The sequence below is a fragment of the Streptomyces sp. Je 1-79 genome, assembly GCF_025195125.1.
GTDB lineage: Bacteria > Actinomycetota > Actinomycetes > Streptomycetales > Streptomycetaceae > Streptomyces.
On record NZ_JAMGSL010000008.1, the window covers coordinates 182866 to 203107 of the forward strand.

Here is a 20242-nt window from a genome sequence, read left to right on the forward strand (position 1 = left end):
GGGGCGGAACCGCTCATACGCGCACACCGCCGAGACCGGTATCTCGGCCCCGTACGGCTGAAAACCAGGGCCTGCGGTACAGCCGGTGGGCCGATGTCCCCGCTGGTCACGAGAGGCGCCTTTGGTGCGCCCAATGACGGTCGGACGGAATCCTCCGACCCCCCTGCCCAGCATGGCGTGTGCGCGTCAAACTCACCCCGAGTCCTCCTCCCCCACCTCCGACAGGAGAGTGCGATGCCCGCGTCATCCCGCATCCCCCGCAAGGCCCCCCGTACCGCCGTCCTGACCGCCGCGGCGCTGCTCGCGGTCCTCGCGGCCGCCCCAGCGGCGCAGGCCGTCACCGAACCCGGCGCCACCGAGCAGATAGCCCCCGGCGCCTCCTACAAGGCGGCCTACGACACCCTCGGCCCGCAGCGTCTCACCCCGGCCCAGCAGCGACTGAGCGATGCCAAGCAGGCCGCGGCGACCAGAGGGTACGACCACGTCCGCACCCAGGCGGCGCTCGCCGGCTACAAGCTCTCCGGTGGCCTGCACCAGCCCCAGAAGACCTCGTACTGGTGCGGCCCGGCCACCCTCGTGATCGCCCAGTCCGCGGCGGACGAGGTCGCGGGCCGCTCGCAGCAGGACGCGGCGACGCTCCTGAGGACGACCACCAGCGGCACCGCCTGGTACGGCATCAACATCAACGTCCCCAGCCCCACGGGCTATCCGATGGCCGACGCGCTGAACTACCGCCTCCCCGGCGCCGGTTACGTGCCCCGTGCGCTGCCGTACACCCCCAGCGCCACCGACAAGGCGAACTTCAAGCAGCACATCACGCACAACACCGACAACGACTACGCGATAGCCGGCAACGCCTGGGAGGTCCCGGGCGGCCCCCACCTCGTCGGCCACCCGAACATCGAGATATTCCACTGGGTGGCGATCGACGGATACAACACGGACAACGCGGCGGGACAGGTCAACTACCTCGACCCGGTGGGCGGGGTGAGCACGAGCGTGATCTCGTGGGCGGGTTCCGTACCCAGGTCGGCGCACATCTCGTCCGACACCATCACCACCATCATGGGCGGCCGTGGGTACGTCTGGTAGGTCCTTCTCCCCGGTCGGCGCCCGTGCGGCCCTGACCCTGCTGCTGGCGGGCATCCTGGTCGCGGGATGCTCGTCGACGCGGCCCGTCACGCCGGATCCGACCCCTCGTGAGTCGTCCGCCCCCGCCCCGCGGCCGTCCGCGCTCGCCGCCGCGTGCGAGGTGAAGCTGCCCGCCGCCTGGCGCTCCGCGCTCGACGCGGGCGAGCTGCGGGTGCCGGCCGGCGAGCGGGCGGTCCTCACCGACACCGGGCCCGGCTGGACGGCCGTCCAGCTCAGCGGAGGCGACCGCCGACGGGCCGCGCTGGTCCGCGCCGACGGCATGCCCCGCACCCTGCTCACGCTCGCCGACCCCGTCGAACACCAGCTGCTCGCGGCCGACTTCGACGGTCGCAGGTGGGCCGCGTTCGCCGTCCTGGAAGGGCGGACGCTCGACAGCCCGTGGAGTCTGTACGTGTGGGACGCCGAGACGGGTTCGTCCCGGCGGCTCGCCCGGGCCGACCGGCCGGGGCCGCTGCCCCAGCCCGTCGTCCGTGACGGCGCGGTCCACTGGGCGCAGGGGGTCGGCGACGGCAAGGCGACGGTGTACGCGGCCCGGGCCTCGGGGGGCGCCCCCCGTGCCCTCCACACGGGCGTACTCGACGCCCCCTTCGCGGCCGGCGGGCTGCTGGTCTGGCGCGAGTCCGCGGGCTCCGGGACCCGGCTGGCCGCCGTCTCCCTCGCGGACGGGCGGCCCACCCGGCTTCCGGGCCCGCTGGCCGGGCTCCGGGACATCCGCTCCGTCGTCTCCGACGGCGGAGGCGGCACAAGCGGCGGAGGCGGCGGAAGCGGCGGTGGGACCTGGGCGTGGGTGGCGGGCGAGGCCGAGCCCCGGCTGATGGTGTGGCGCACCGGCGACCCGCGCCCCACGGCGGTCGTGACCACGTCCCCGGCCGTCGACGGCATGGACCAGCTGCGGATCAGCGGCCGCCTGGTCACCTGGCGCACCCCGGAGACGTCCTACGCCCTGGACCTCGGCTCGGGCTCGTACGCGCGGATCACTCCCGCGTACGGCTACGCGCAGGCCCGGGGCGGCGCGCTGGCGGTGGCGTACAGCGTGGGCAACGCCAAGGCCTCCGGCTCCCGGCCGGTGATCCAGGTGGTCGACGCGGGACGGCTGCCCGGCCTGCCACGCTGTGGCTGAAGCACGCCACCGAGGTTTGAGTGGTCCGTGGCCGCGCCAGAAATGGGACATGTCCACACAGGTGTCCGAAGAGGTGCGGGAGGCGCTCCACGAGGGCCGGCCCGTCGTCGCGCTGGAGTCCACGATCATCTCCCACGGCCTGCCGCGCCCGCGCAATCTGGCCGTGGCCCGGGAGTTGGAGGCCCTGGTACGGGACGGGGGCGCCGTGCCCGCGACGATCGCGGTGGTCGACGGCGTCGCCCATGTCGGGCTCGACGAGCACCGGTTGACGCGCATCGCCGAGGACCCGGCGGTACGGAAGCTGGGCCACCGCGACCTGCCGCCGGCGGTCGCGACCCGGGCGACGGGGGCGACGACGGTCTCCGCGACGGCGTGGCTGGCGGACGCGGCCGGCATCCGGGTCTTCGCGACCGGCGGGCTCGGCGGGGTGCACCGGGAGTGGAGCGAGACCCAGGACGAGTCGGCGGACCTGCGGCTGCTCTCCCGGGTCGGGATCACGGTGGTGTGCGCGGGGGTCAAGTCGATCCTCGACGTCCCGGCGACGCTGCAGCGGCTTGAGACGCTCGGCGTGACGGTGGTCGGGTACGGGACGGAGCACTTTCCCGGGTTCTATCTGGCCTCCTCGGGAGAGCCGGTCGACTGGACGCTGCGGACGCCCGCGGAGGTGGCGGGCGTGATACGGGCCCAGGACGCGCTCGGCGAGCGGCGCGCCGCGATGATCGTCGCCAACCCGGTGCCGGTGGCCGAGCAGTTGGATCCCGCGCTGCACGACCGGGTCCTCACCCAGGGCCTCGCGGCGGCGAAGGAGAAGGGGATCGTCGGGCAGGCCGTGACGCCGTTCCTGCTGGAGTATCTGATGGTCCACACCGACGGCGCCTCCCTGGAGGCGAACCTGGCGGCGGTGCGCGGCAATGTGCGGCTCGGGGCGCGGATCGCCTCGGCGTACGCCGAAGCCGGCGCATGAGCGGTCTTCTGGTGGTCGGTGACGTGGTCACCGACATCGTGGCCCGGCACCGGACCCCGCTCGCTCCTGCGACCGACACGGCCGCCGAGATCCGGCGACTGCCGGGCGGAGCGGGGGCCAACGCCGCCTGCTGGGCGGCGCGTTCGGGGTGCAGGCCCGTGGCGCTGCTCGGCCGGGTCGGCACGGACGAGGCCGGCTGGCACGACCTGGCGCTCCGCCGGGCGGGCGTGCGGCCGATGCTGATCCCGGACGGGCAGGCCGGCACGGCGACGGTGATAGCCCTGGTCGACGCGAGCGCCGAGCGCACCTTCCTGACCGACAGCGGTGCGGCGCTGCGCATCTCCCCCGCCGACTGGGCCGACACGCTCCTCGACGGGATGGCCCGTCTTCATCTGTCCGGATACCTCTTCTTCGCCGAGTCGAGCCGTGCCGCCGCGCTGAGAGCGCTGCGGGGAGCGCGGGAGGCAGGGGTTCCGGTCAGTGTGGACCCGGCTTCCGCGGGGTTCCTGAAGCAGCTGGGCGCGGACCGGTTCCTGGCGGCCGCACGGGGTGCGGAGGCGCTGTTCCCGAACGCCGACGAAGCCATGCTGCTCACCGGGTGCGCCGAGCCGGCCGAGGCGGCGGCAGCCTTGAGCCGCGCGTTCCCGCTCGTCGCGGTCACCCTGGGCGCCGGGGGCGCGCTGGTCGCCGAGGCGGGCGCGGTCACGGGCCGTGTCGCGGCGCCCGAGGTGCGGCCGGTGGATTCCACGGGCGCGGGCGACGCGTTCACGGGGGCGTTCCTGGCGGCGCGGCTCGCGGGCGCGGACCCGCTGGAGGCGGCCGCGGCGGGCTGCCGGGCCGGCGCGGAGGCGGTGACCGTGGTGGGCGGGAGGCCGCGGGCGAGCCCGTAGGGGTTCGGGGGATGGCGTAGCGGCTTCGGGGGTTGCCGTAGGGGGTTCGGCGGGTGCAGTTCGGGGCCGGGGGCCGCCCGGACGGGCCGCCGGGTCGGGGCCGCCGGGTCGGGGCGGCCCGGTCGGGCCGCCGGGTCGTGTGCCTAGCCGGGGCGTGTGCCGACGACAGGGCCTAGCCGGGCAGCCCCGTCCAGGCCGGGTGGCGCGGGTCGTCGGCGCGGACGACCACGTCGGCGGCCTCGGACGGCCCGACCTCGTTCTCGTACCGCTCGAAGGCGGGCAGGGTCCAGGGCTCCGCGGTGCGGCGCGCGAGGGCTCCGGGCGAGAGCCGCAGGTGCGCGGTCGTGTCGAAGGGGAACCAGTGCCCGAGCAGGAACGGCCCGTGCACCACGAGGACTCCGCCGGGCGGCAGTTCCACGTAGGGGCTGCGGGTGGCGCGGTCGGTGGCGGGGTCCCACAGGTCGGGCAGGACGCGCCCCGTGCCGTCCGCCTCCAGGGGCCCGAACACCTCGCGCCACAGCGCCCCGGTGTCGAACCAGCCGCTGTAGTACGAGTCGGGGTCCTGCTTCCCGTACTCGTAACGGAGCGACGCGGGTCGCAGGAACCCTCCCGTGCCGACGACGAGCACGGACCGGCCGCGCAGCCTCAGCGCCTCCGCGACCCGCTCGGCGGTCTCCCCGGTCGGCGCCGCGGGCGCGCCGTCGATGGCGACCTTGAGCCACGCGCTCCCGTCGCCGGGTGCCGAGCCGTCGACGTGCGCGGCCAGGGCCCCGGAGAACCGCTCCCAGGTGATCGCTTCGAATCGCACGGACGTGACCTTGCCACACGGGCAGGGCCGTTCCCACGTCTCTCAGCCGGCCGGCACGCTCTCGTCGAGGCGCGCACGGCCCGCCGCGACGGCCTCCGCGAGCGTGGACTCCCCGCTCGCCAGAGCCCGGCAGGTCGCGGTGTCCGTCCACAGGTGCGCGTCGGGGGCCTCGGCCGGCCCGTCCGCGTAGGAGACCCCGTCGGCGCCGATCCGCAGATGGAACACGCCCTCGTCCAGGTTCACCTGCACCACACCCGTCACCACGCCCTCCAGGGCGCCGAGGAGCGGGATCGCGAACCAGTGGGCGCGCACGGCGTCGGTCGGGCGCGGTTCGTCCAGGTCGGGTGCGCCCCACTCCGCCAGGGCCCGCAGGACCGGCAGCAGTTCGCGGCCGCGCGGCGTGAGCTCGTACACGTACGCGGAGACGGGCGGCGGCAGACGGCGGCGGGTGACGAGTTCGGCGCCCTCCATGTCCCTGAGGCGGCCGGCCAGCATGTCCGTGCTGACGCCCGGAAGGTCGGCGTGCAGATCCGTGTAGCGGCGCGGCCCGGCGAGGAGTTCGCGGACGATCAGCAGTGTCCAGCGGTCACCGACGACGTCGAGGGCGCGCGCGGCGGCACAGTACTGGTCGTAGCTCCGGCGGCGTGGCTGACGTGACTGACGTGGCATGCGACGCAGTCTAGACAAGTTGTTGGACTTTCCAAGCTTGAACTTGGTAAAACCAAGCATCAATGATTCTGGGGAGGACGGCGCATGGAGTTCCGGCAGTCGAGCAAGCTGAGCGAGGTCTGCTACGAGATCCGCGGTCCGGTGATCGAGCACGCCAACGCCCTGGAGGAGGCGGGCCACAGCGTCCTGCGCCTCAACACCGGCAACCCCGCGCTCTTCGGCTTCGAGGCGCCCGAGGAGATCGTCCAGGACATGATCCGGATGCTCCCGAAGGCGCACGGATACACGGACTCCCGCGGCATTCTCTCCGCCCGGCGCGCCGTCGCCCAGCGCTACCAGGCCATGGGCCTGCCGGAGGTCGACGTCGACGACGTCTTCCTCGGCAACGGCGTCTCCGAGCTGGTCTCCATGGCCGTCCAGGCGCTCCTGGAGGACGGCGACGAGGTGCTGATCCCCGCCCCCGACTTCCCCCTGTGGACGGCGGCGACCACCCTCGCGGGCGGGAAGGCCGTGCACTACCTCTGCGACGAGTCGGCCGACTGGTATCCGGATCTCGACGACATGGCGGCGAAGATCACCGACCGCACCCGGGCCGTCGTGATCATCAACCCCAACAACCCCACGGGCGCGGTCTATCCGCGCGAGATCGTCGAGGGCATCCTCGACCTCGCCCGCCGCCACGGCCTGATGGTCTTCGCCGACGAGATCTACGACCAGATCGTCTACGACGAGGCCGTGCACTACCCGGCCGCCTCGCTCGCCCCGGATCTCGTCGTCCTCACCTTCGGCGGACTGTCCAAGACGTACCGGGTGGCGGGCTTCCGCTCCGGCTGGCTGGTCGTCAGCGGCCCGCAGCAGCACGCGAAGAACTACCTCGAAGGCCTGACCATGCTGGCCTCCATGCGGCTGTGTCCGAACGCCCCCGCCCAGTACGCCATCCAGGCCGCGCTCGGCGGCCGGCAGTCGATCCACGAGCTCACCGCCCCGGGCGGCAGGCTGTACGAGCAGCGCGACAAGGCCTGGGAGAAGCTGAACGAGATCCCCGGGGTCTCCTGCGTGAAGCCGAAGGGCGCGCTCTACGCCTTCCCTCGCCTCGACCCGAAGGTGCACAGGATCCACGACGACGAGAAGTTCGTCCTCGACCTGCTGCTGCGCGAGAAGATCCAGGTGGTGCAGGGCACCGGCTTCAACTGGCCGCGCCCGGACCACTTCCGCATTCTGACGCTGCCGTACGCCGACGACCTCGACGCGGCGATCAGCCGCATCGGCCGCTTCCTGAGCGGCTACCGGCAGTAGGGGCACGCGGCCCCTACTCTGGCCGTGACGTGGGCCTCCGCGGACGGATGGGAGGTGGGGCCGTGGAGTTCGGGAAGCCGTCCGGCGGTGACGGGGCCACGCCCTCTCCCGAGCCGTCACAGGAGCCGCCCGCGCCGTCACCGAAGCCGGAGCGACGGTCCTGGGCCCCGCTCCTCGCGGTGTGCGCCGGGTACTTCATGGTGATCCTGGACGTGACGATCCTCAACGTCGCCGTGCCGGTGATCGGCCGGGAGCTGTCGGCCTCGCTCACCGGCATCCAGTGGATCACCGACGGGTACACGCTGGTCTTCGCCGGGTTCCTCCTGACCGGCGGCGCGCTGGGCGACCGGCTCGGCAACCGCCGGGTCTTCTGCGCGGGCGTCGTCGTGTTCGTCGTGTCCTCGGCCGCGTGCGCGCTCGCGCCCAGTACCCCCTTCCTGGTGACCGCCCGACTGGTGGAGGGGCTCGGCGCGGCGCTGATCGTGCCCGGTTCCCTCGCCCTGCTCCAGCAGGCCTACCCGGCACCGGCCGCACGGTCGCGCGCCTTCGGGCTCTGGGGTTCGATGGCGGGGATCGCCGCATCCGCCGGACCGCTCCTGGGCGGGCTGCTCGTCTCCACCGTGGGCTGGCGCTGGGTGTTCCTCATCAACCTGCCCGTCGGCGCGGCCTGTCTGCTCCTGACCCTGCGCCACGTCGGACGCTCGCCGCGCCGCGCCACCCGGGCCCTGGACTGGCCGGCACAGGTCGCGGTCGTCGCGGGGGCGGCGCTGCTGACGGGTGCGCTGAACGAGGCCGGACGGCGGGGCTGGTCCGATCCGGTCGTTCTCGGCGGAGCGGCCCTGGCCGTGCTGGCGGCCGTGGCGTTCCTGGTGCGAGAGCGGCTGGCCCGCTCCCCCGCGCTCCCCCTGGAGCTGCTCCGTTCCCGCGCGATGGGCGGCGGAGCCGCCATCGGGCTGCTGTTCAACTTCGGCTTCTACGGCATGGTGTTCACCGCCAGCCTGGAGTTCCAGCAGCAGCGCGGCTTCAGCGCCCTCGAAACGGGACTGGCCCTGTTCCCCGCCGTGGCGATGACCATGTTCGCGTCCGTCCTGTCCGGACGGCTGGCCCGCCGTACCGGCGACCGTCCACTGGTGGTCTCCGGCATGCTCCTGGCCGCCCTCGGCCTGGCCGGCTGGGCCGCGGCGGGAGCCGAACCCGCGTACGCCCTGCTGGTGGCCCCGATGATGGCCGCCGGGTTCGGCACCTCCTTCGCCCTCACCGGCTCGACCGCCACCGTCATGGGCGCCGCTCCCCCGGCGTACTCGGGGACCGCGTCCGCCCTGTTCAACACCGCCCGGCAGATCGGGAGCGCCACCGGCGTCGCGCTCGGTGGCAGCCTGCTCGCCACGGCCGCCGCCGACGGCGCCGGGCTGCGCGTCAGCATGGCCGCCGGCGCGCTCGCCTATCTGACCGCCGCCGTCCTCGCCTGGATGTGCGTACCCGGCAAGTCCCCTACGGCACAGGGCGTCGAGGCCGGAAAAGGAGCGGGTCCGAGGGCGTAGCCTGCCCCCGGACCCTGACGATGCCGCTCACATTCACACGCCGGCACACTTGAGGACCCGGGTCAGTCGTCATTGCGTCGCGTCCTGCCATTGGACCACCGCCGATCGAGCTCGGCGGACCAGATTCGAACTGGCATTTCGACGCACCAGGGCCCGGGCCCGGTCGATCCGGCGATGAGCGGCGCATGCTGAGTCTGGAGCAATAGTCTGAGATTGATCGCGGTCTGCCTCTGCCTGGTTGGGCTATCCCGGCACGGAACTCGGAGCGCCGGGAGGAGGACTCGAACCTCCACTGGAACCGCGGATTCACGACAAGCTTCAGCTTCAGCTTTGCGCTCCTCGCGCACCCCGGCCGCACTCCGCGGCCGGGGAGTTCATGGGTGTCCCCCGCTACCCGAAGAGGTAGCCGAAGACGGCGTCGCCGACACGCTGGTCGGTGACCTCGGCGCCGTTCGCCTCCTCACGGGCGAACTTCACCGCCTGCTGGAGCTTCTCCACCCGCTCCAGAAGCTCGTTCACACGCCGGGCCGGCAGGGCGCCGGAGAACTTGACGGTCGTCCAATAACCGACCGGCACGTCCTCGTAGTACACCTCGACCTGCGCCGGGTGCTTCTCCGTCGCCTCCGCCTTGACGTGGTTCCGGGGCACCTTCTTCGTCCGGACCGTGCGCACGACCTCGGTCTTCCACGCGTCGGTCGACGGGTCCTGCGTCCACGCCTCGGCCGCGTCGAGGACGGGCAGCTTGCGGACGAAGGTGTTGATGTCCGTCAGCTGCTTCTCCAGGAAGAGGAGGTACGCGACGGGCACCTGGCCCACCAGCACACGCCCGTCGACGGTGACGTCCGCGCGCGCCTCGCAGTTGGCCCAGTCCTTGGTGGCGGTCACATCGAAGAGCCGCGTCAACGCCCGCGCGGTGTCGCGCAGTACGTCCTCGGCCTTCACCTGTACCAGCGTGGACTCGGGCGGAAGCTGCTCGCCCTCCTCGTCCTTCGGCTGGTACGTACGGGAGATTCCGGCGAGCAGAGCCGGCTTCTGCAGCCCGTGGTGCGCCGCGGTGAGGTCCTGCTGCGCCCGGGACTTGACGCCCTTCTCCACTGCGATGATCTGATTGAGTTTCGTTGCCACGCGACGGACCTTAGCCGGGACCGGAGCGGTGAATCGAACGAATATCGCCGACACGTGAGTGCGCGGAGGAGCGGCCGGCCATGGAAACGCCACTGATCGCGACCGAGAACGCCTTCCCGGGCGTCGTCACCGCCGCCGCTCCCGGCGCGCGTTGAGGAGCCCGCCGTGGACCTGGTCGCGCCCGTCGTCGTCGAACCGCTCAGACGCCGCCGCTGCTCGGAGTGCCGCCAAGGGCCCCTGGAACGGATGATCGTCGAGTTCCACGCGCCCGTCTGTCTGGACTGCGCCGACCTGGGCCATCTGGTGTTCCTGCGCCGCGGGGACACCGCCCTCACCCGCCGGGCCCGGGAGGGAAGCGGGCTGTGGGCGGTGGTCGTACGGCACAACCGGCGCCGCACCCGGTACGAGCGTCAGGGGCTGCTCGTCGAGGAGGCCGCGCTCGCCCGGGCGGAGGCGGCCTGTCTGGCGGACGCGGAGGCGCGGGCACGGCGGCGGGCGCGGGACGCGGTGCGCCGCTCGGAGCGGGACGCGGAGGTCACGGCGGCGCTGGAAGCCGAGATCCTGCGGATCTTTCCGCGCTGCCCCGGCGACCGGGCCGCGGAGATCGCGGCCCACGCCTCACGGAAGGGCAGCGGCCGGGTGGGACGTACGGCGGCGGGGCGGGCGCTCGACCGCGGTGCGGTCACAGCCGCGGTGCGGGCCGCCGTACGGCATGTCGACACCGAGTACGACACGCTGCTCATGCGCGGGGTCCCCCGGCACCAGGCCCGGACGAGGGTGGCGCCCGCCATCGAGACGGTGCTCCGGGCCTGGCGCCCTGTGTGAGGACCGGGAGGACCCGCGCGGAGGGCCTCAGACCCGCGCGCCCATGCTCCGCGCACGGCGGTAGACGAGGGCGCCGCCGAGCAGCAGGACCGCTCCGGCCGCGGCCGCGGAGCCGACCAGCTCCGAACCCGTGCTGGCGAGCGCGACCGAGCTGCCCTGCGGGGCGGGCGCCGGGGCCGGGGTCTCGGTCTCCTTGTCGTCGACCGGGACGGGCAGGGGCTTCGGCGGCACGTTCCTCGGCTCCTCGCCGGGCTCCTCGGGCTGCTCGGGCTGCTCGGGCTGCGAGGGGCCGTTGACCGAGGTGTTGCCGAAGGCCGGGTTGCCGATGCCGACGACGTTGACCGAGTTGCCGCTCAGGTTGACCGGGAGGTCGACCGGCAGCTGGAGGCCGTTGCCGGAGAGCACGCCGGGTGAGCCCGCCGTGTGCCCCTCGGCGGTGGCGCCGCCGCCGTTGGACGCGCCGCCCTGGGCGTGGCCACCGTGCGAGGAACCGCCGTGGGAGGGGCCGCCGTGGGAGGGGCCGCCGTGGGACGGGCCCCCGCCGTGCTGTCCACCGCTGCGCGGGGTGCCGGGCAGGTCCTTGTGCGCCCGGCCGGGGCCGTCGGCGTCCGAGCCGTACCCGTGGGAACCGCTCGTGTTCGCACAGCGGTTGCCGAAGGCCGGGTTGAGCAGCCCGACGACGTTGACGGTGTTACCGCAGACGTTGACCGGGACGTGCACCGGCAGCTGAACGGTGTTGCCGGAGCCGACGCCGGGGGAACCGACCGCGGCCCCCTGCGCACCGGAGTCGGCGTGCGCGGCGCCCGCCGAGAGCGCGAGCGCGCCACCCGTGACCATCAGTGTGGCCAGACCACTTCGGCGAATATGCCTCATGGCTTCCTGCCTTCCGGAGGTGTTCACGGGCATTCGCCCGTACCGCAATTAACGCGATCCCGGCGAGGCCGGATCAGGCCGTCGGCGGGTTTCACCCCATCGAGTGGGAATGAGCTCGAACGGACGGGGCAACCCCTGTCGTACGATCGCCCGCGTTCCTCCGAATGCCACGGAACCGTCCTCGAACGGCATACTCCGAATATGAGCATCGGATAGCCCGACAGTCCTCTTGCCGTCAGTGGCCCAGGAGGTCGGTGAGCGCGCCGACGGGATCGGCGTCGGGCGTGCCGCGGGGCCACCAGTCCTCGCGGTCGGCGTCCGACTCGTAGCCGTACCAGAGTCCGTCGCGGCCGAAGCGGAGCTGGAGGGACCGGGTGGACAGGTGGTTGCGCCAGGGGCGGAAGGCCGGGAAGTCCGCGGCGAGCAGGGCGGGGCGGGCGCGGTCGAAGGGGCCCGCGGGCGGGTCCCAGGGCTCTTCGAGGACGGCGAGTCCGGCGATCCCGCCCTGCCGCCAGGCCGCGACCGCGCGGGCCAGGTCGGTGGGGGTGCGGTCGAGGGCGTACGCGAGGTCGCGGTAGAGCGCGCGGGTGGAGGCGGTGAGCCCGGAGCCGGGGTGGGCGGCGGCGAGCCGGACGGCGTCCTGCCAGGGGGTGAGCGCGGCCACGGGATCGTCTCCGGTGACCAGGAAGGCGTGGGCCCGTGCGGCGGCCTCCGACGCGAGGAGGTCCAGCGCGAGGGGGTCGGGCGCGTGGGGGTCCGGAGGGTAGGAGGGCGGGCGGCCGGGCTGGGCGGGCGCGGGAAGGGGAGGCGGAAGCGACGGCAGGGCGTGGCCGGGGGCGAGCGCGGCACGGGCCGGGACGGTGGCCATCGGCGGCACCGACGACGTCTTCTCGGCGGCGGAGCGGGCCGCGTTGCGGTGGGTCAGGTCGGCGAGGATCTCCTGCTCACCGCGCCCCCTCATGAGGAAGAGGACGAACGGGTCCTCGTCGAGGAGCCGTGCCGACTGGTAGCAGAGGGCGGCCGCGTGCTTGCAGGGGAAGCCGTCGTCCGGGCAGGAGCAGTCGGGCACGAGGTCGCCGGGCGCGGGCAGCAGACCGGTGACGGCCTCCAGGGCGTGCGGGACGTCCTTGTCGAGCAGGGCGGCGATGTGGTCGGGTCGTGCGGCGACCTCGTCCAGGAAGCGCTCCCAGCCGTCGTCGCCGAGGGTCCGCAGCCGGATCTCGGTGCGGTACGGACGGGGGCGGGTGCCGTGGACGTAGGCGACGACGCGGCCGGGGGTGACCGTGATGGCGTCGACATGACCGCGCCCTGCGTACGCCTTGCCGCGGGCCAGCCGCGCCGGGTCGAGCGCGGTGTCCTCCAGGGCCTCCACCCATGCGTTGCCCCACCAGGTGGCGGCGAAGCGTCCGTCCGGCGCCTCGCGCGGCTCGAGGGCGGGGAACGTGCGGCGCAGGTCGTCGTGGCGCGGGCCCGCGAACCTCCCGGGCGCGGACCGGCGGCCGGCGCCGGGGCGCGGCGAGGAGCCGGAACGGCGGTCGGGATCGTGGCGGGGCGAGGAGCCGGAACGGCGGTTCATGACGGCCTCCTCAGGGACACCAGGTCCGCCAGCTCGCGGTCGGTCAGTTCGGTCAGCGCGGCCTCCCCGGAGCCGAGGACGGCGTCGGCCAGGGCGCGCTTGGCCCGCAGCATCTCGGCGATGCTGTCCTCCACCGTGCCTTCCGCGATCAGGCGGTGGACCTGGACGGGCTGGGTCTGCCCGATGCGGTAGGCCCGGTCGGTGGCCTGTTCCTCGACCGCCGGATTCCACCAGCGGTCGAAGTGGACGACGTGGCCGGCCCGGGTCAGATTGAGCCCGGTGCCCGCGGCCTTCAGCGACAGCAGGAATACGGGCACGTCGCCGGCCTGGAAGCGGTCGACCATCCGCTCGCGCTCGGCCACCGGTGTCCCGCCGTGGAGCAGTTGGGCCGGGATCGCCCGGGCGGCCAGGTGGTCGGCGAGCAGCCGGGCCATCGAGACGTACTGGGTGAAGACGAGCACGGAGCCGCCCTCGGCCAGGATCGTGTCGAGTAGTTCGTCGAGCAGGGCGAGCTTCCCGGAGCGGCCGGCGAGCCGGGCCGTCCCTCCGCCCTTGGCCGTCTGCTCCTTGAGGTATTGGGCGGGGTGGTTGCAGATCTGCTTGAGCGAGGTGAGGAGCTTCATGACGAGCCCGCGGCGCGCGATGCCCTGCGCGCCCTCGATCTGAGCCATCGTCTCCCGTACCACCGCCTCGTAGAGCGAGGCCTGCTCGCGGGTGAGGGCGACGGGATGGTCGGACTCGGTCTTCGGCGGCAGTTCGGGGACGATGCCGGGGTCGGACTTGCGGCGGCGCAGCAGGAAGGGCCTGACCAGCCGGGCGAGGCGCTCGACGGCCTCCTGGTGCTCGATCTCCTCGTTGTTCTCGACGGCGCGCGCGTGCCGGGAGCGGAAGGCCTTGAGGGGGCCGAGGAGCCCGGGGGTCGTCCAGTCGAGCAGGGACCACAGCTCGGAGAGGTTGTTCTCCACGGGGGTGCCGGTGAGGGCGACCCGGGCGGGCGTGGGGATCGTGCGCAGCGCCTTAGCGGTGGCGGAGAACGGGTTCTTGACGTGCTGCGCCTCGTCGGCGACGACCATCCCCCATTCCTGCTCCGCCAGTTGGGGGGCGCTGGTGCGCAACGTGCCGTACGTCGTGAGGACGAAGCCGCCGGGCCCCGATGCGGGGGCGAGTCCTTCGAGGGACCTGTCGGCGCCGTGGAAGCGGCGCACGGGCACGCCGGGGGCGAACCGCTGGATCTCCCGCTGCCAGTTGCCGAGCAGGGAGGCGGGGCAGACGACCAGGGTGGGCGCACGGCGGGCGCGGCGCAGGTGGAGGGCGATGAGCGTGACGGTCTTGCCGAGGCCCATGTCGTCGGCGAGGCAGCCGCCCAGACCGAGCGAGGTCATCAGATCGAGCCAGGCCAGTCCGCGCAGCTGGTAGTCGCGCAGGGTGGCGTCCAGTCCTGCGGGAGCCTCGATCTCCTCGGGGCCGGCGACGAGCCGGTCCCTGAGCGCCGCGAGGGCCCCGACGGGCACGGCGCGGACGGTCTCACCGTCGACCTCGGCGGTGCCGCTGAGGGCGACGGCGAGGGCGTCGACGGGCTCCAGGAGGCCGAGTTCGCGCTTGCGGGCCTTGCGGACCAGGTCGGGGTCGACGACCACCCACTGGTCGCGCAGGCGCACGATGGGGCGGTGGGATTCCGCGAGGGCGTCCATCTCCCGCTCGGTGAGCGGGTCGCCGTCGAGGGCCAGCTGCCAGTTGAAGCGGAGCAGTTCCTCGCTGTCGAAGAACGCCGTGCCGTCGGTCGCGGAGCCCGGGGCGGCGAGCGGCGGCCGCACGACGGCGGAGGCGCTGAGCGAGCGCGCCAGCTCGCGCGGCCAGTGGACGGCCACCCCGGCGTCCGCGAGCCGGGCGGCGGCGGGGCCGAGGAGCTCGTACAGCTCGTCCTCGGTCACGGCGAGGACATCGGGGACGTCCCGCTCCAGGAGCCTGCCGAGCGGCGACCAGACCCGGGCGGCCCGGCGCAGCGCGAGGACGGCGTCGATCCGGGCGCGCGGTCCGAAGGACTCGTCGCCGTCGCCGGCCCAGAGTGCGGCCGCGTCGATGACGAGCGTGGGGTCGGCGAGGCTGTGGACCTGGAGGAGGGCCGCGGCGGCCTGCCGCTCGTCGCCGCCCTCCTCGGCGGTGTCGAAGAGCTCGTAGCCGGAGAGGTCGAGCCGGAGCGAGACCCGGACCCCGGCGTCCATACCGGCGGCGGCCTCGGCCGCCCAGGCACGCGCGCGGGGCAGGTGCTGCGCGGCGCGCGCGGCGAACGGCTCGCCGGCCGCGTGGGCCGCGGCGGGGGTACGGGGCAGGGTGTCGGCGACCGCGTCGAGGAAGGCCCGCACCAGCGCCTCCGGGTCGGGCAGCTGGAGCGGGCTGCGGCCGGGGACGGGCACCGCGTGCGCCTCGGGCGGCATGGCGGCGGCGACGGCCCGCAGATGGGCGATGTCGTCGGCGTCCAACGGCCCCGCCCGCCAGGCGTCCAGGTCGTCGGCGGTGAGCCCCGGCAGCAGCCGGCCCCGTGCGGCGAGGTGCAGGGCGTGCAGAGCGGCCGCGCCCCAGCAGGCGGTCGCGGGGTGCGCGCCGGGGTGGTGCCGGGCGGCGACCAGATGAGGCAGCGCCTCGGCGATCCCGAGGAGCACGGCGGGGACCTGGCGGCCGCGGACCCCGGCGCCGTGCCGCCGTACGACGGTGAGTTCGGTGAGCTCCGCGCCCTCGGCCGGGGACACGGGCGGTGCTCCGCCGTCCGGTGACCAGAAGGCCACCCGTCCCTCCCGGGGCAGCGCGGCCGGGAGGAAGACGGCGGCGCGGGTCTGCCAGATGTGCTGGGTCACGGCGCTGCTCACCTCCCGTTCCGCGACGGATCTCCTACTGGATCTCCGACCTTACGGGTGGGGTCTGACAACGGGCCCTCGCACCGCTTCGCCCGGGCGGCCCAGCAGCGGATGACAGCCCGCCCGGCAGGCGGCAGGGTGACGTGAACAGGGCTTCTGCCGCCTTCGCCCCACAGACGAGGAACCGCCATGTCCGTACACCGGCGTTTCGGCACCGCCGCCGGGGCCGCGCTCCTGACACTCACCGTCGCGGGCTGCTCCGGCCTCGGCCGCACCGCGGTGGGCACGATCACGTACGACACGGAGCGCGAGGTCGTCATCACCGTGACGAGCCCCTTGGTCACCGGCTGCCACCGGCTCGCCCCGTCCGGCGTCACGGGGGTCACCAACCGCTCGCTGCTCGACATCAGGATGTACACCAACCGGCAGTGCCAGGGGGACTACATCTACGTACCCACCCTGACGAGCGACGCGATCGTGCCGGACACCCTTCCCTGGCGCAGTTACAGCATCGTCCACTAGCCGTGCGGGCGGTGCGCCGGCACCGGCCCCCGCCCTCAGGCCAGGCGACGGCGGATCAGCGCGAGGAGCTCCTGGGTGTGGTGGCGGCGGACCCAGGCGATCACGACGAGCGGTACGGCGAAGAGGACCGGCGTCAGGGCGTACTGCCCGTCGAAGACGGTCAGCTGGGTGACGAAGGCCCCGATCATCAGGCCGATGAGGGCCGTGGCCGCGGCGCCGGACAGGATCGGGATCACCAGCGCCACCGCTCCGGCCAGTTCCAGGGCGCCGACGGTGTACATCAGCCAGTCGCCCCATCCGATCGCGTCGAAGGACTCGGCGGCCGACCAGTGTCCGACGAGCTTCGGCCCGGCGCTCGGGATCGCGAAGGCGAGCGCGAGGAGGATCTGCAGGACGCGCACGGAGATGTCGGCGCGGCGGCTCGGCGCGCCGGCCCGCGTCGCCGTGGTCGGGGCGGCGGTGGTCGCGGCGGCCGCCGTGGCGGTGATGTCGGTGCTCATGGGTGGTCCCCCTGTTGTCGGCGTCGTGTGCGCTTTTCACAGGGGTAGACGGGCCGGGCACCGGAAACTCATCGCCGTTCCCGGTGCCGGATGCGATCTTCTCAGCGGGGCGTGGGGCGGGCCCTGACCCAGGTGCCGTCGTCGGTGAGATAGGCGTCCACGGCGAGTCCCGCCTCACCCAGGTGACGTTCGAAGTCCTCCTTGCTCAGGGGCCGCGCGAGGAAGGTCTGGGTCCAGCGCAGGTCCGGGAAGACGTACTCGGCGAGGACCGAGTTGACGCCGTCGCCGACCGGATCCGCCGACACGATCCGTACGGTGCAGCCGCTCGGGTCCTCGCGCACACGAGGCACCTCCAGGTGCCACCCTTCGCCCTCGCGCTGGATCAGGACGCAGCCGTCGTCCCGCACATGCCGTCTGCAGGCCTCCAGAAACGCCTGCCTGGTGCCGTGTTCGGCCGTGTGCACCAGGAACGAGGCGAGCATCACGACGTCGAACCGCCGCTCCAGCCGCAGGGATTCGATCGGGCTGTGCACCGTCTCCGCGCCGGGAGCTCGCTCCCGCACCGCTTCGAGCATCTCCGCCGACTCGTCCACCGCCGTCACGGCGAAGCCCCGCTCGATCAGAGGCCCCGTCACCCGCCCCGCTCCACAGCCCAGTTCCAGCAGGGAGGCCCCGGCCGGTACCGCGGCCTCGATCACGTCGGGCTCGCGTCCGACCCCGAGGCGCCGGTAGACGTCGACGGCGCAGCCGTCCGGGGTGATGGCTCCGGGCCCTGTCCCCTGGTGTCCCTCACGCATCCGTACGCTCATGTCCAGGAGAACGAAGGCCCCCGGGCCGCCGTTCCCGCCGACGCTCCGAAGACCCCGATCCCCCTCGTTCGAGTGACGTTCGCCCCCGCGCCCCGGGGGTAGACCCTCAGTAGGAGATGGATCGCCATGCGTACGGGAAGTGAGCCGGCGACCGCGCGCAGTGCGCTGCGGATGCGGTTCTGGCTGAGTCTGTGGGGTCTGCTCTGGGCCGCCTTCGGCACGACGGTCTTCGCCCTGGTCGGCAGCCCGGGGTGGGCCGCGGCCTGCGGAGTGCTCTTCGTGGTGGCGGCGGTCGACCTGTCGATGGTGCTGCACCACATCCACCAGGGGCCGCACTGGCAGCCCGGACGGGACATCCCGCCGTACGAGCCCGACCGGGGCGGCACGGGCCGCCGCTGACACGCGCGTGCCGCGGCGGGTTCTCGCCACGGCGCCGTGGGACGTGCAAGGGCCCGGGGGCCTCTCAGGGGCGCGGGGTCAGTCCCCCATGCCGAAACGGGCCGCCTGGAGGTACTCGGGCTTGGGGTCCAGTGCGGCCGCGAGCCGGAAGTGCCGGGTGGCCTGGTCGGGCCGGCCGGAGCGCTGGAAGGTTCGGGCCAGGGCGAAGTGGGCGAACGCGTTGTCCGGCTCGCGCTCCAGGACCAGCTCGAACTCGAGCTCTGCCGGGCGCAGTTGAGCCGCCGCGAAGAAGGCGCGGGCACGCAGCAGCCGTGCCGCGGTGTTCTCGGGGTGGGCGGCGATCACCGAGTCGAGCAGCTTCACGGCACCGCGGGGGTCCCGCGCGGCCAGCAGCTGCTCGGCGGCGCGGAAGTCGATGACGTGGGTCTCGGGGTTCCTCTCGGCCACGGTGGCATCCTTCCCTTGCTCCGGCGGTTCAACATCGGGGGCGGCAGCGGTATTCCGGACGGAGCACGATCCGGTACGGACGATCCCGGCGGTGCGACTGCCGTACCCGCGATCCCTACCCAGCCGGGAGCATGGCCGATCGGCGCGGGCCCCGCGGTTTTCTACCGGGTTCCTTCGGCGGCCCGCCGGGTCAGCTCGTCCCAGACCGTGCGCACCTGGGGTTCCAGACCTTCCAGCGGCCCGTCGTTGTCGATGACGAGGTCGGCGATCGCCCGGCGCTGCTCGCGTGTGGCCTGGGCCGCCATCCGGGCACGCGCCTCGGGCTCCGCCATGCCCCGCAGCCGCACCAGCCGGCCGAGCTGGGTCTCGGGGGAGGCGTCCACGACGACGACCAGGTCGTAGAGCGGGGCGAGGCCGTTCTCGGTGAGGAGGGGCACGTCGTGGACGACGACGTCGTCGGGTCCGGCCGCTCCCTCCAGCTCGGCGGAGCGGGCGCCCACCAGGGGGTGGACGATCGCGTTCAGGGTGGCGAGACGGTCGGCGTCGGCGAAGACGATCGAGCCGAGCTTCGGCCGGTCCAGGGTGCCCTGACCGGTCAGGATCTCCGCCCCGAACGCCTCCACGACGGCCGCGAGCCCGGGTGTCCCGGGCTCGACGACCTCGCGCGCGATCTTGTCGGCGTCGATCAGCACGGCCCCGTACGAGACGAGGAGCCGCGACACTTCACTCTTGCCGGCGCCGATACCGCCGGTCAGGCCCACCTTCAGCATGAGCGGCAGCTTAGGACCCCCGCTCGGTCCCTTACGCGTCGCCCTCCCGCTCCGCGAGGAAGCGCTCGAACTCGCGGCCGAGCTCGTCCGCCGACGGGAGGTCGACGGGCTCCGCGACCAGGCTGCCACGGGTCTCCGCGCCGGCCACCGCGTCGTACTGGTGCTCAAGGCCCTGGACCAGGGCCGTCAGCTCGTCGTCGCCTTCGCCGATCTGGCGCTCGATCTCGGTCTGGGTACGCCGGGCCTCCGTGCGCAGCGTGTGGGCGACGCCGGGCAGGACCAGGCCGGTGGCGGCCGTGATCGCCTCCAGGGCGGTCAGTGCGGCATCCGGGTAGGAGGACCGGGCGACGTAGTGCGGGACGTGGGCGGCGACGCCGAGGGTGTCGTGCCCGGACTCGGTGAGCCGGAACTCGACGAGCGCTTCGGCGCTGCCGGGGACCTGGGCCTCGTCGAAGGGGCTGCGGTGCCCGGGCATGAGGTCCGTGCGGCTGCCGTGCGGTGTCAGGCCCACGGGCCGGGTGTGCGGGACCCCCATGGGGATGCCGTGGAAGTTCACCGAGAGCCGGACGCCGAGGCGCTCGACGATCTGGCGGACGGCGACGGCGAACCGCTCCCACTCCACGTCCGGCTCGGGGCCCGAGAGCAGCAGGAAGGGGGCACCGGTGGCGTCCTGAACGAGCCGGACCTCGATGGCGGGCGTCTCGTACGCCGTCCAGCGGTCGCGCCGGAACGTGAGCAGCGGCCGACGGGCGCGGTAGTCCACGAGCCGGTCGTGGTCGAAGCGGGCCACCACCTGGTGCGGCAGCGTGTCCAGGAGGCGGTCGACGATCTGCTCTCCGGCCTCACCCGCGTCGATGTAGCCGTCGAAGTGGTAGAGCATGACCAGCCCGGCCGACTCCTGCGCCAGGGCCACGTCCACCACGGCCAGGCCCTTCTGGTCCCATTCGTACAAATCCTGGGGATCAAGCACGATTACCGCTCCTCCTCGCGTTCCTCAGAGAGAACGCCCCCCGGGGCATGAGCATTCCCCGCGCCCCGGTTTTCGTGAGCGGAGTGTCAGCGTGCGAGCACGCGCGCGTGGAGCCCTGGGAACGACTGAGGCCC

Annotated in this window: 20 protein-coding genes; 9 read left to right on the forward strand and 11 right to left on the reverse strand. The window is 73.6% G+C overall.

All coding sequences use genetic code 11. From position 1 onward, the window contains the following. Positions 1-234: 234 nt before the first annotated feature. Genes M5362_RS18360 through M5362_RS18375 form a run of 4 tightly spaced genes read left to right on the forward strand, consistent with a single transcriptional unit; the run spans position 235 to position 4126 of the window. Entirely contained in the window at positions 235-1092 is an 858-nt protein-coding gene (locus M5362_RS18360; RefSeq protein WP_260228661.1) for a hypothetical protein, read from the forward strand. After that, on the forward strand, positions 1076-2272 hold the full coding sequence (locus M5362_RS18365) for a hypothetical protein (protein ID WP_260228662.1): 1197 nt from the start codon (positions 1076-1078) through the stop codon (positions 2270-2272). Before M5362_RS18360 ends, M5362_RS18365 begins: the two co-directional genes overlap by 17 nt. Positions 2273-2321: 49 nt before the next feature. Then, positions 2322-3236, forward strand: a complete 915-nt coding sequence (locus tag M5362_RS18370) for a pseudouridine-5'-phosphate glycosidase (RefSeq protein ID WP_260228663.1) — start codon at positions 2322-2324, stop codon at positions 3234-3236. Next, positions 3233-4126, forward strand: coding sequence for a carbohydrate kinase family protein (locus tag M5362_RS18375; RefSeq protein WP_260228664.1), 894 nt, complete (start codon positions 3233-3235; stop codon positions 4124-4126). Before M5362_RS18370 ends, M5362_RS18375 begins: the two co-directional genes overlap by 4 nt. A gap of 172 nt (positions 4127-4298) precedes the next feature. Here M5362_RS18375 and M5362_RS18380 read toward each other — a convergent pair whose 3' ends face one another. Continuing rightward, positions 4299-4934 carry a uridine kinase gene (locus tag M5362_RS18380; RefSeq protein WP_260228665.1) on the reverse strand — a complete coding sequence of 212 codons (636 nt, stop codon included), beginning with the start codon at positions 4932-4934 and terminating at the stop codon, positions 4299-4301. Between the two features lie 42 nt (positions 4935-4976). After that, positions 4977-5603 carry a helix-turn-helix domain-containing protein gene (locus tag M5362_RS18385; RefSeq protein ID WP_260228666.1) on the reverse strand — a complete coding sequence of 209 codons (627 nt, stop codon included), beginning with the start codon at positions 5601-5603 and terminating at the stop codon, positions 4977-4979. A gap of 84 nt (positions 5604-5687) precedes the next feature. Here M5362_RS18385 and M5362_RS18390 point away from each other — a divergent pair, with 84 nt between their 5' ends. After that, the gene (locus tag M5362_RS18390; protein WP_260228667.1) at positions 5688-6899 is read left to right on the forward strand and encodes a pyridoxal phosphate-dependent aminotransferase; all 1212 of its coding nucleotides are present in this window, start codon (positions 5688-5690) and stop codon (positions 6897-6899) included. A 62-nt stretch (positions 6900-6961) separates the two neighbouring features. Further along, positions 6962-8440 (forward strand): MFS transporter, encoded by a 1479-nt coding sequence (locus M5362_RS18395; protein WP_308354883.1) that lies wholly within the window; start codon positions 6962-6964, stop codon positions 8438-8440. 390 nt (positions 8441-8830) lie between these two features. Here the strand turns inward: M5362_RS18395 and M5362_RS18400 are convergent, their stop codons facing one another. Then, a complete protein-coding gene (locus M5362_RS18400) occupies positions 8831-9565 on the reverse strand; it encodes a hypothetical protein (RefSeq protein ID WP_260228668.1) in 735 nt (244 codons plus the stop codon). Between the two features lie 165 nt (positions 9566-9730). Between M5362_RS18400 and M5362_RS18405 the strand changes: the two genes are divergently transcribed. After that, positions 9731-10390, forward strand: coding sequence for a DUF2293 domain-containing protein (locus M5362_RS18405; protein WP_260228669.1), 660 nt, complete (start codon positions 9731-9733; stop codon positions 10388-10390). 27 nt (positions 10391-10417) lie between these two features. Here the strand turns inward: M5362_RS18405 and M5362_RS33175 are convergent, their stop codons facing one another. The 3 genes from M5362_RS33175 to M5362_RS18425 form a co-directional block, all read right to left on the reverse strand. Further along, positions 10418-11263, reverse strand: a complete 846-nt coding sequence (locus M5362_RS33175; protein ID WP_308354884.1) for a chaplin — start codon at positions 11261-11263, stop codon at positions 10418-10420. Between the two features lie 235 nt (positions 11264-11498). Further along, the gene (locus M5362_RS18420; protein ID WP_260228670.1) at positions 11499-12839 is read right to left on the reverse strand and encodes an SWIM zinc finger family protein; all 1341 of its coding nucleotides are present in this window, start codon (positions 12837-12839) and stop codon (positions 11499-11501) included. Further along, positions 12836-15691, reverse strand: a complete 2856-nt coding sequence (locus M5362_RS18425) for a DEAD/DEAH box helicase (protein WP_374214491.1) — start codon at positions 15689-15691, stop codon at positions 12836-12838. Before M5362_RS18425 ends, M5362_RS18420 begins: the two co-directional genes overlap by 4 nt. A 189-nt stretch (positions 15692-15880) precedes the next feature. Here M5362_RS18425 and M5362_RS18430 point away from each other — a divergent pair, with 189 nt between their 5' ends. After that, positions 15881-16213, forward strand: coding sequence for a hypothetical protein (locus tag M5362_RS18430; protein WP_260228671.1), 333 nt, complete (start codon positions 15881-15883; stop codon positions 16211-16213). A 35-nt stretch (positions 16214-16248) separates the two neighbouring features. Here M5362_RS18430 and M5362_RS18435 read toward each other — a convergent pair whose 3' ends face one another. Together M5362_RS18435 and M5362_RS18440 are read right to left on the reverse strand one after the other, a co-directional pair. After that, complete coding sequence (locus M5362_RS18435; RefSeq protein ID WP_260228672.1) at positions 16249-16713, reverse strand: DoxX family protein; 465 nt, start codon at positions 16711-16713, stop codon at positions 16249-16251. A gap of 101 nt (positions 16714-16814) precedes the next feature. Beyond that, on the reverse strand, positions 16815-17510 hold the full coding sequence (locus M5362_RS18440; RefSeq protein ID WP_260228673.1) for a bifunctional 2-polyprenyl-6-hydroxyphenol methylase/3-demethylubiquinol 3-O-methyltransferase UbiG: 696 nt from the start codon (positions 17508-17510) through the stop codon (positions 16815-16817). Between the two features lie 138 nt (positions 17511-17648). Between M5362_RS18440 and M5362_RS18445 the strand changes: the two genes are divergently transcribed. After that, positions 17649-17921: a DUF6343 family protein gene (locus M5362_RS18445; RefSeq protein ID WP_260228674.1), complete on the forward strand. Its 273-nt coding sequence runs from the start codon at positions 17649-17651 to the stop codon at positions 17919-17921. 78 nt (positions 17922-17999) lie between these two features. Here M5362_RS18445 and M5362_RS18450 read toward each other — a convergent pair whose 3' ends face one another. From M5362_RS18450 to M5362_RS18460, 3 genes are all read right to left on the reverse strand, one after another. Beyond that, a complete protein-coding gene (locus tag M5362_RS18450; protein WP_260228675.1) occupies positions 18000-18368 on the reverse strand; it encodes a tetratricopeptide repeat protein in 369 nt (122 codons plus the stop codon). A gap of 161 nt (positions 18369-18529) precedes the next feature. Beyond that, positions 18530-19138, reverse strand: a complete 609-nt coding sequence (coaE, locus tag M5362_RS18455) for a dephospho-CoA kinase (RefSeq protein ID WP_260228676.1) — start codon at positions 19136-19138, stop codon at positions 18530-18532. Positions 19139-19169: 31 nt separating this feature from the next. Continuing rightward, positions 19170-20108 (reverse strand): PAC2 family protein, encoded by a 939-nt coding sequence (locus M5362_RS18460; protein ID WP_260228677.1) that lies wholly within the window; start codon positions 20106-20108, stop codon positions 19170-19172. Positions 20109-20242: the final 134 nt, after the last annotated feature.

Excerpts from the sequence above, each read along its gene's own strand:
- M5362_RS18360 (WP_260228661.1), top strand. The coding sequence starts at position 235 with ATGCCCGCGTCATCCCGCATCCCCCGCAAGGCCCCCCGTACCGCCGTC.
- M5362_RS18370 (WP_260228663.1), top strand. The coding sequence starts at position 2,322 with ATGTCCACACAGGTGTCCGAAGAGGTGCGGGAGGCGCTCCACGAGGGC.
- M5362_RS18375 (WP_260228664.1), top strand. The coding sequence starts at position 3,233 with ATGAGCGGTCTTCTGGTGGTCGGTGACGTGGTCACCGACATCGTGGCC.
- M5362_RS18385 (WP_260228666.1), bottom strand. The coding sequence starts at position 5,603 with ATGCCACGTCAGTCACGTCAGCCACGCCGCCGGAGCTACGACCAGTAC.
- M5362_RS18390 (WP_260228667.1), top strand. The coding sequence starts at position 5,688 with ATGGAGTTCCGGCAGTCGAGCAAGCTGAGCGAGGTCTGCTACGAGATC.
- M5362_RS33175 (WP_308354884.1), bottom strand. The coding sequence starts at position 11,263 with ATGAGGCATATTCGCCGAAGTGGTCTGGCCACACTGATGGTCACGGGT.
- M5362_RS18420 (WP_260228670.1), bottom strand. The coding sequence starts at position 12,839 with ATGAACCGCCGTTCCGGCTCCTCGCCCCGCCACGATCCCGACCGCCGT.
- M5362_RS18430 (WP_260228671.1), top strand. The coding sequence starts at position 15,881 with ATGTCCGTACACCGGCGTTTCGGCACCGCCGCCGGGGCCGCGCTCCTG.
- M5362_RS18435 (WP_260228672.1), bottom strand. The coding sequence starts at position 16,713 with ATGAGCACCGACATCACCGCCACGGCGGCCGCCGCGACCACCGCCGCC.
- M5362_RS18440 (WP_260228673.1), bottom strand. The coding sequence starts at position 17,510 with ATGCGTGAGGGACACCAGGGGACAGGGCCCGGAGCCATCACCCCGGAC.
- M5362_RS18445 (WP_260228674.1), top strand. The coding sequence starts at position 17,649 with ATGCGTACGGGAAGTGAGCCGGCGACCGCGCGCAGTGCGCTGCGGATG.
- coaE (WP_260228676.1), bottom strand. The coding sequence starts at position 19,138 with ATGCTGAAGGTGGGCCTGACCGGCGGTATCGGCGCCGGCAAGAGTGAA.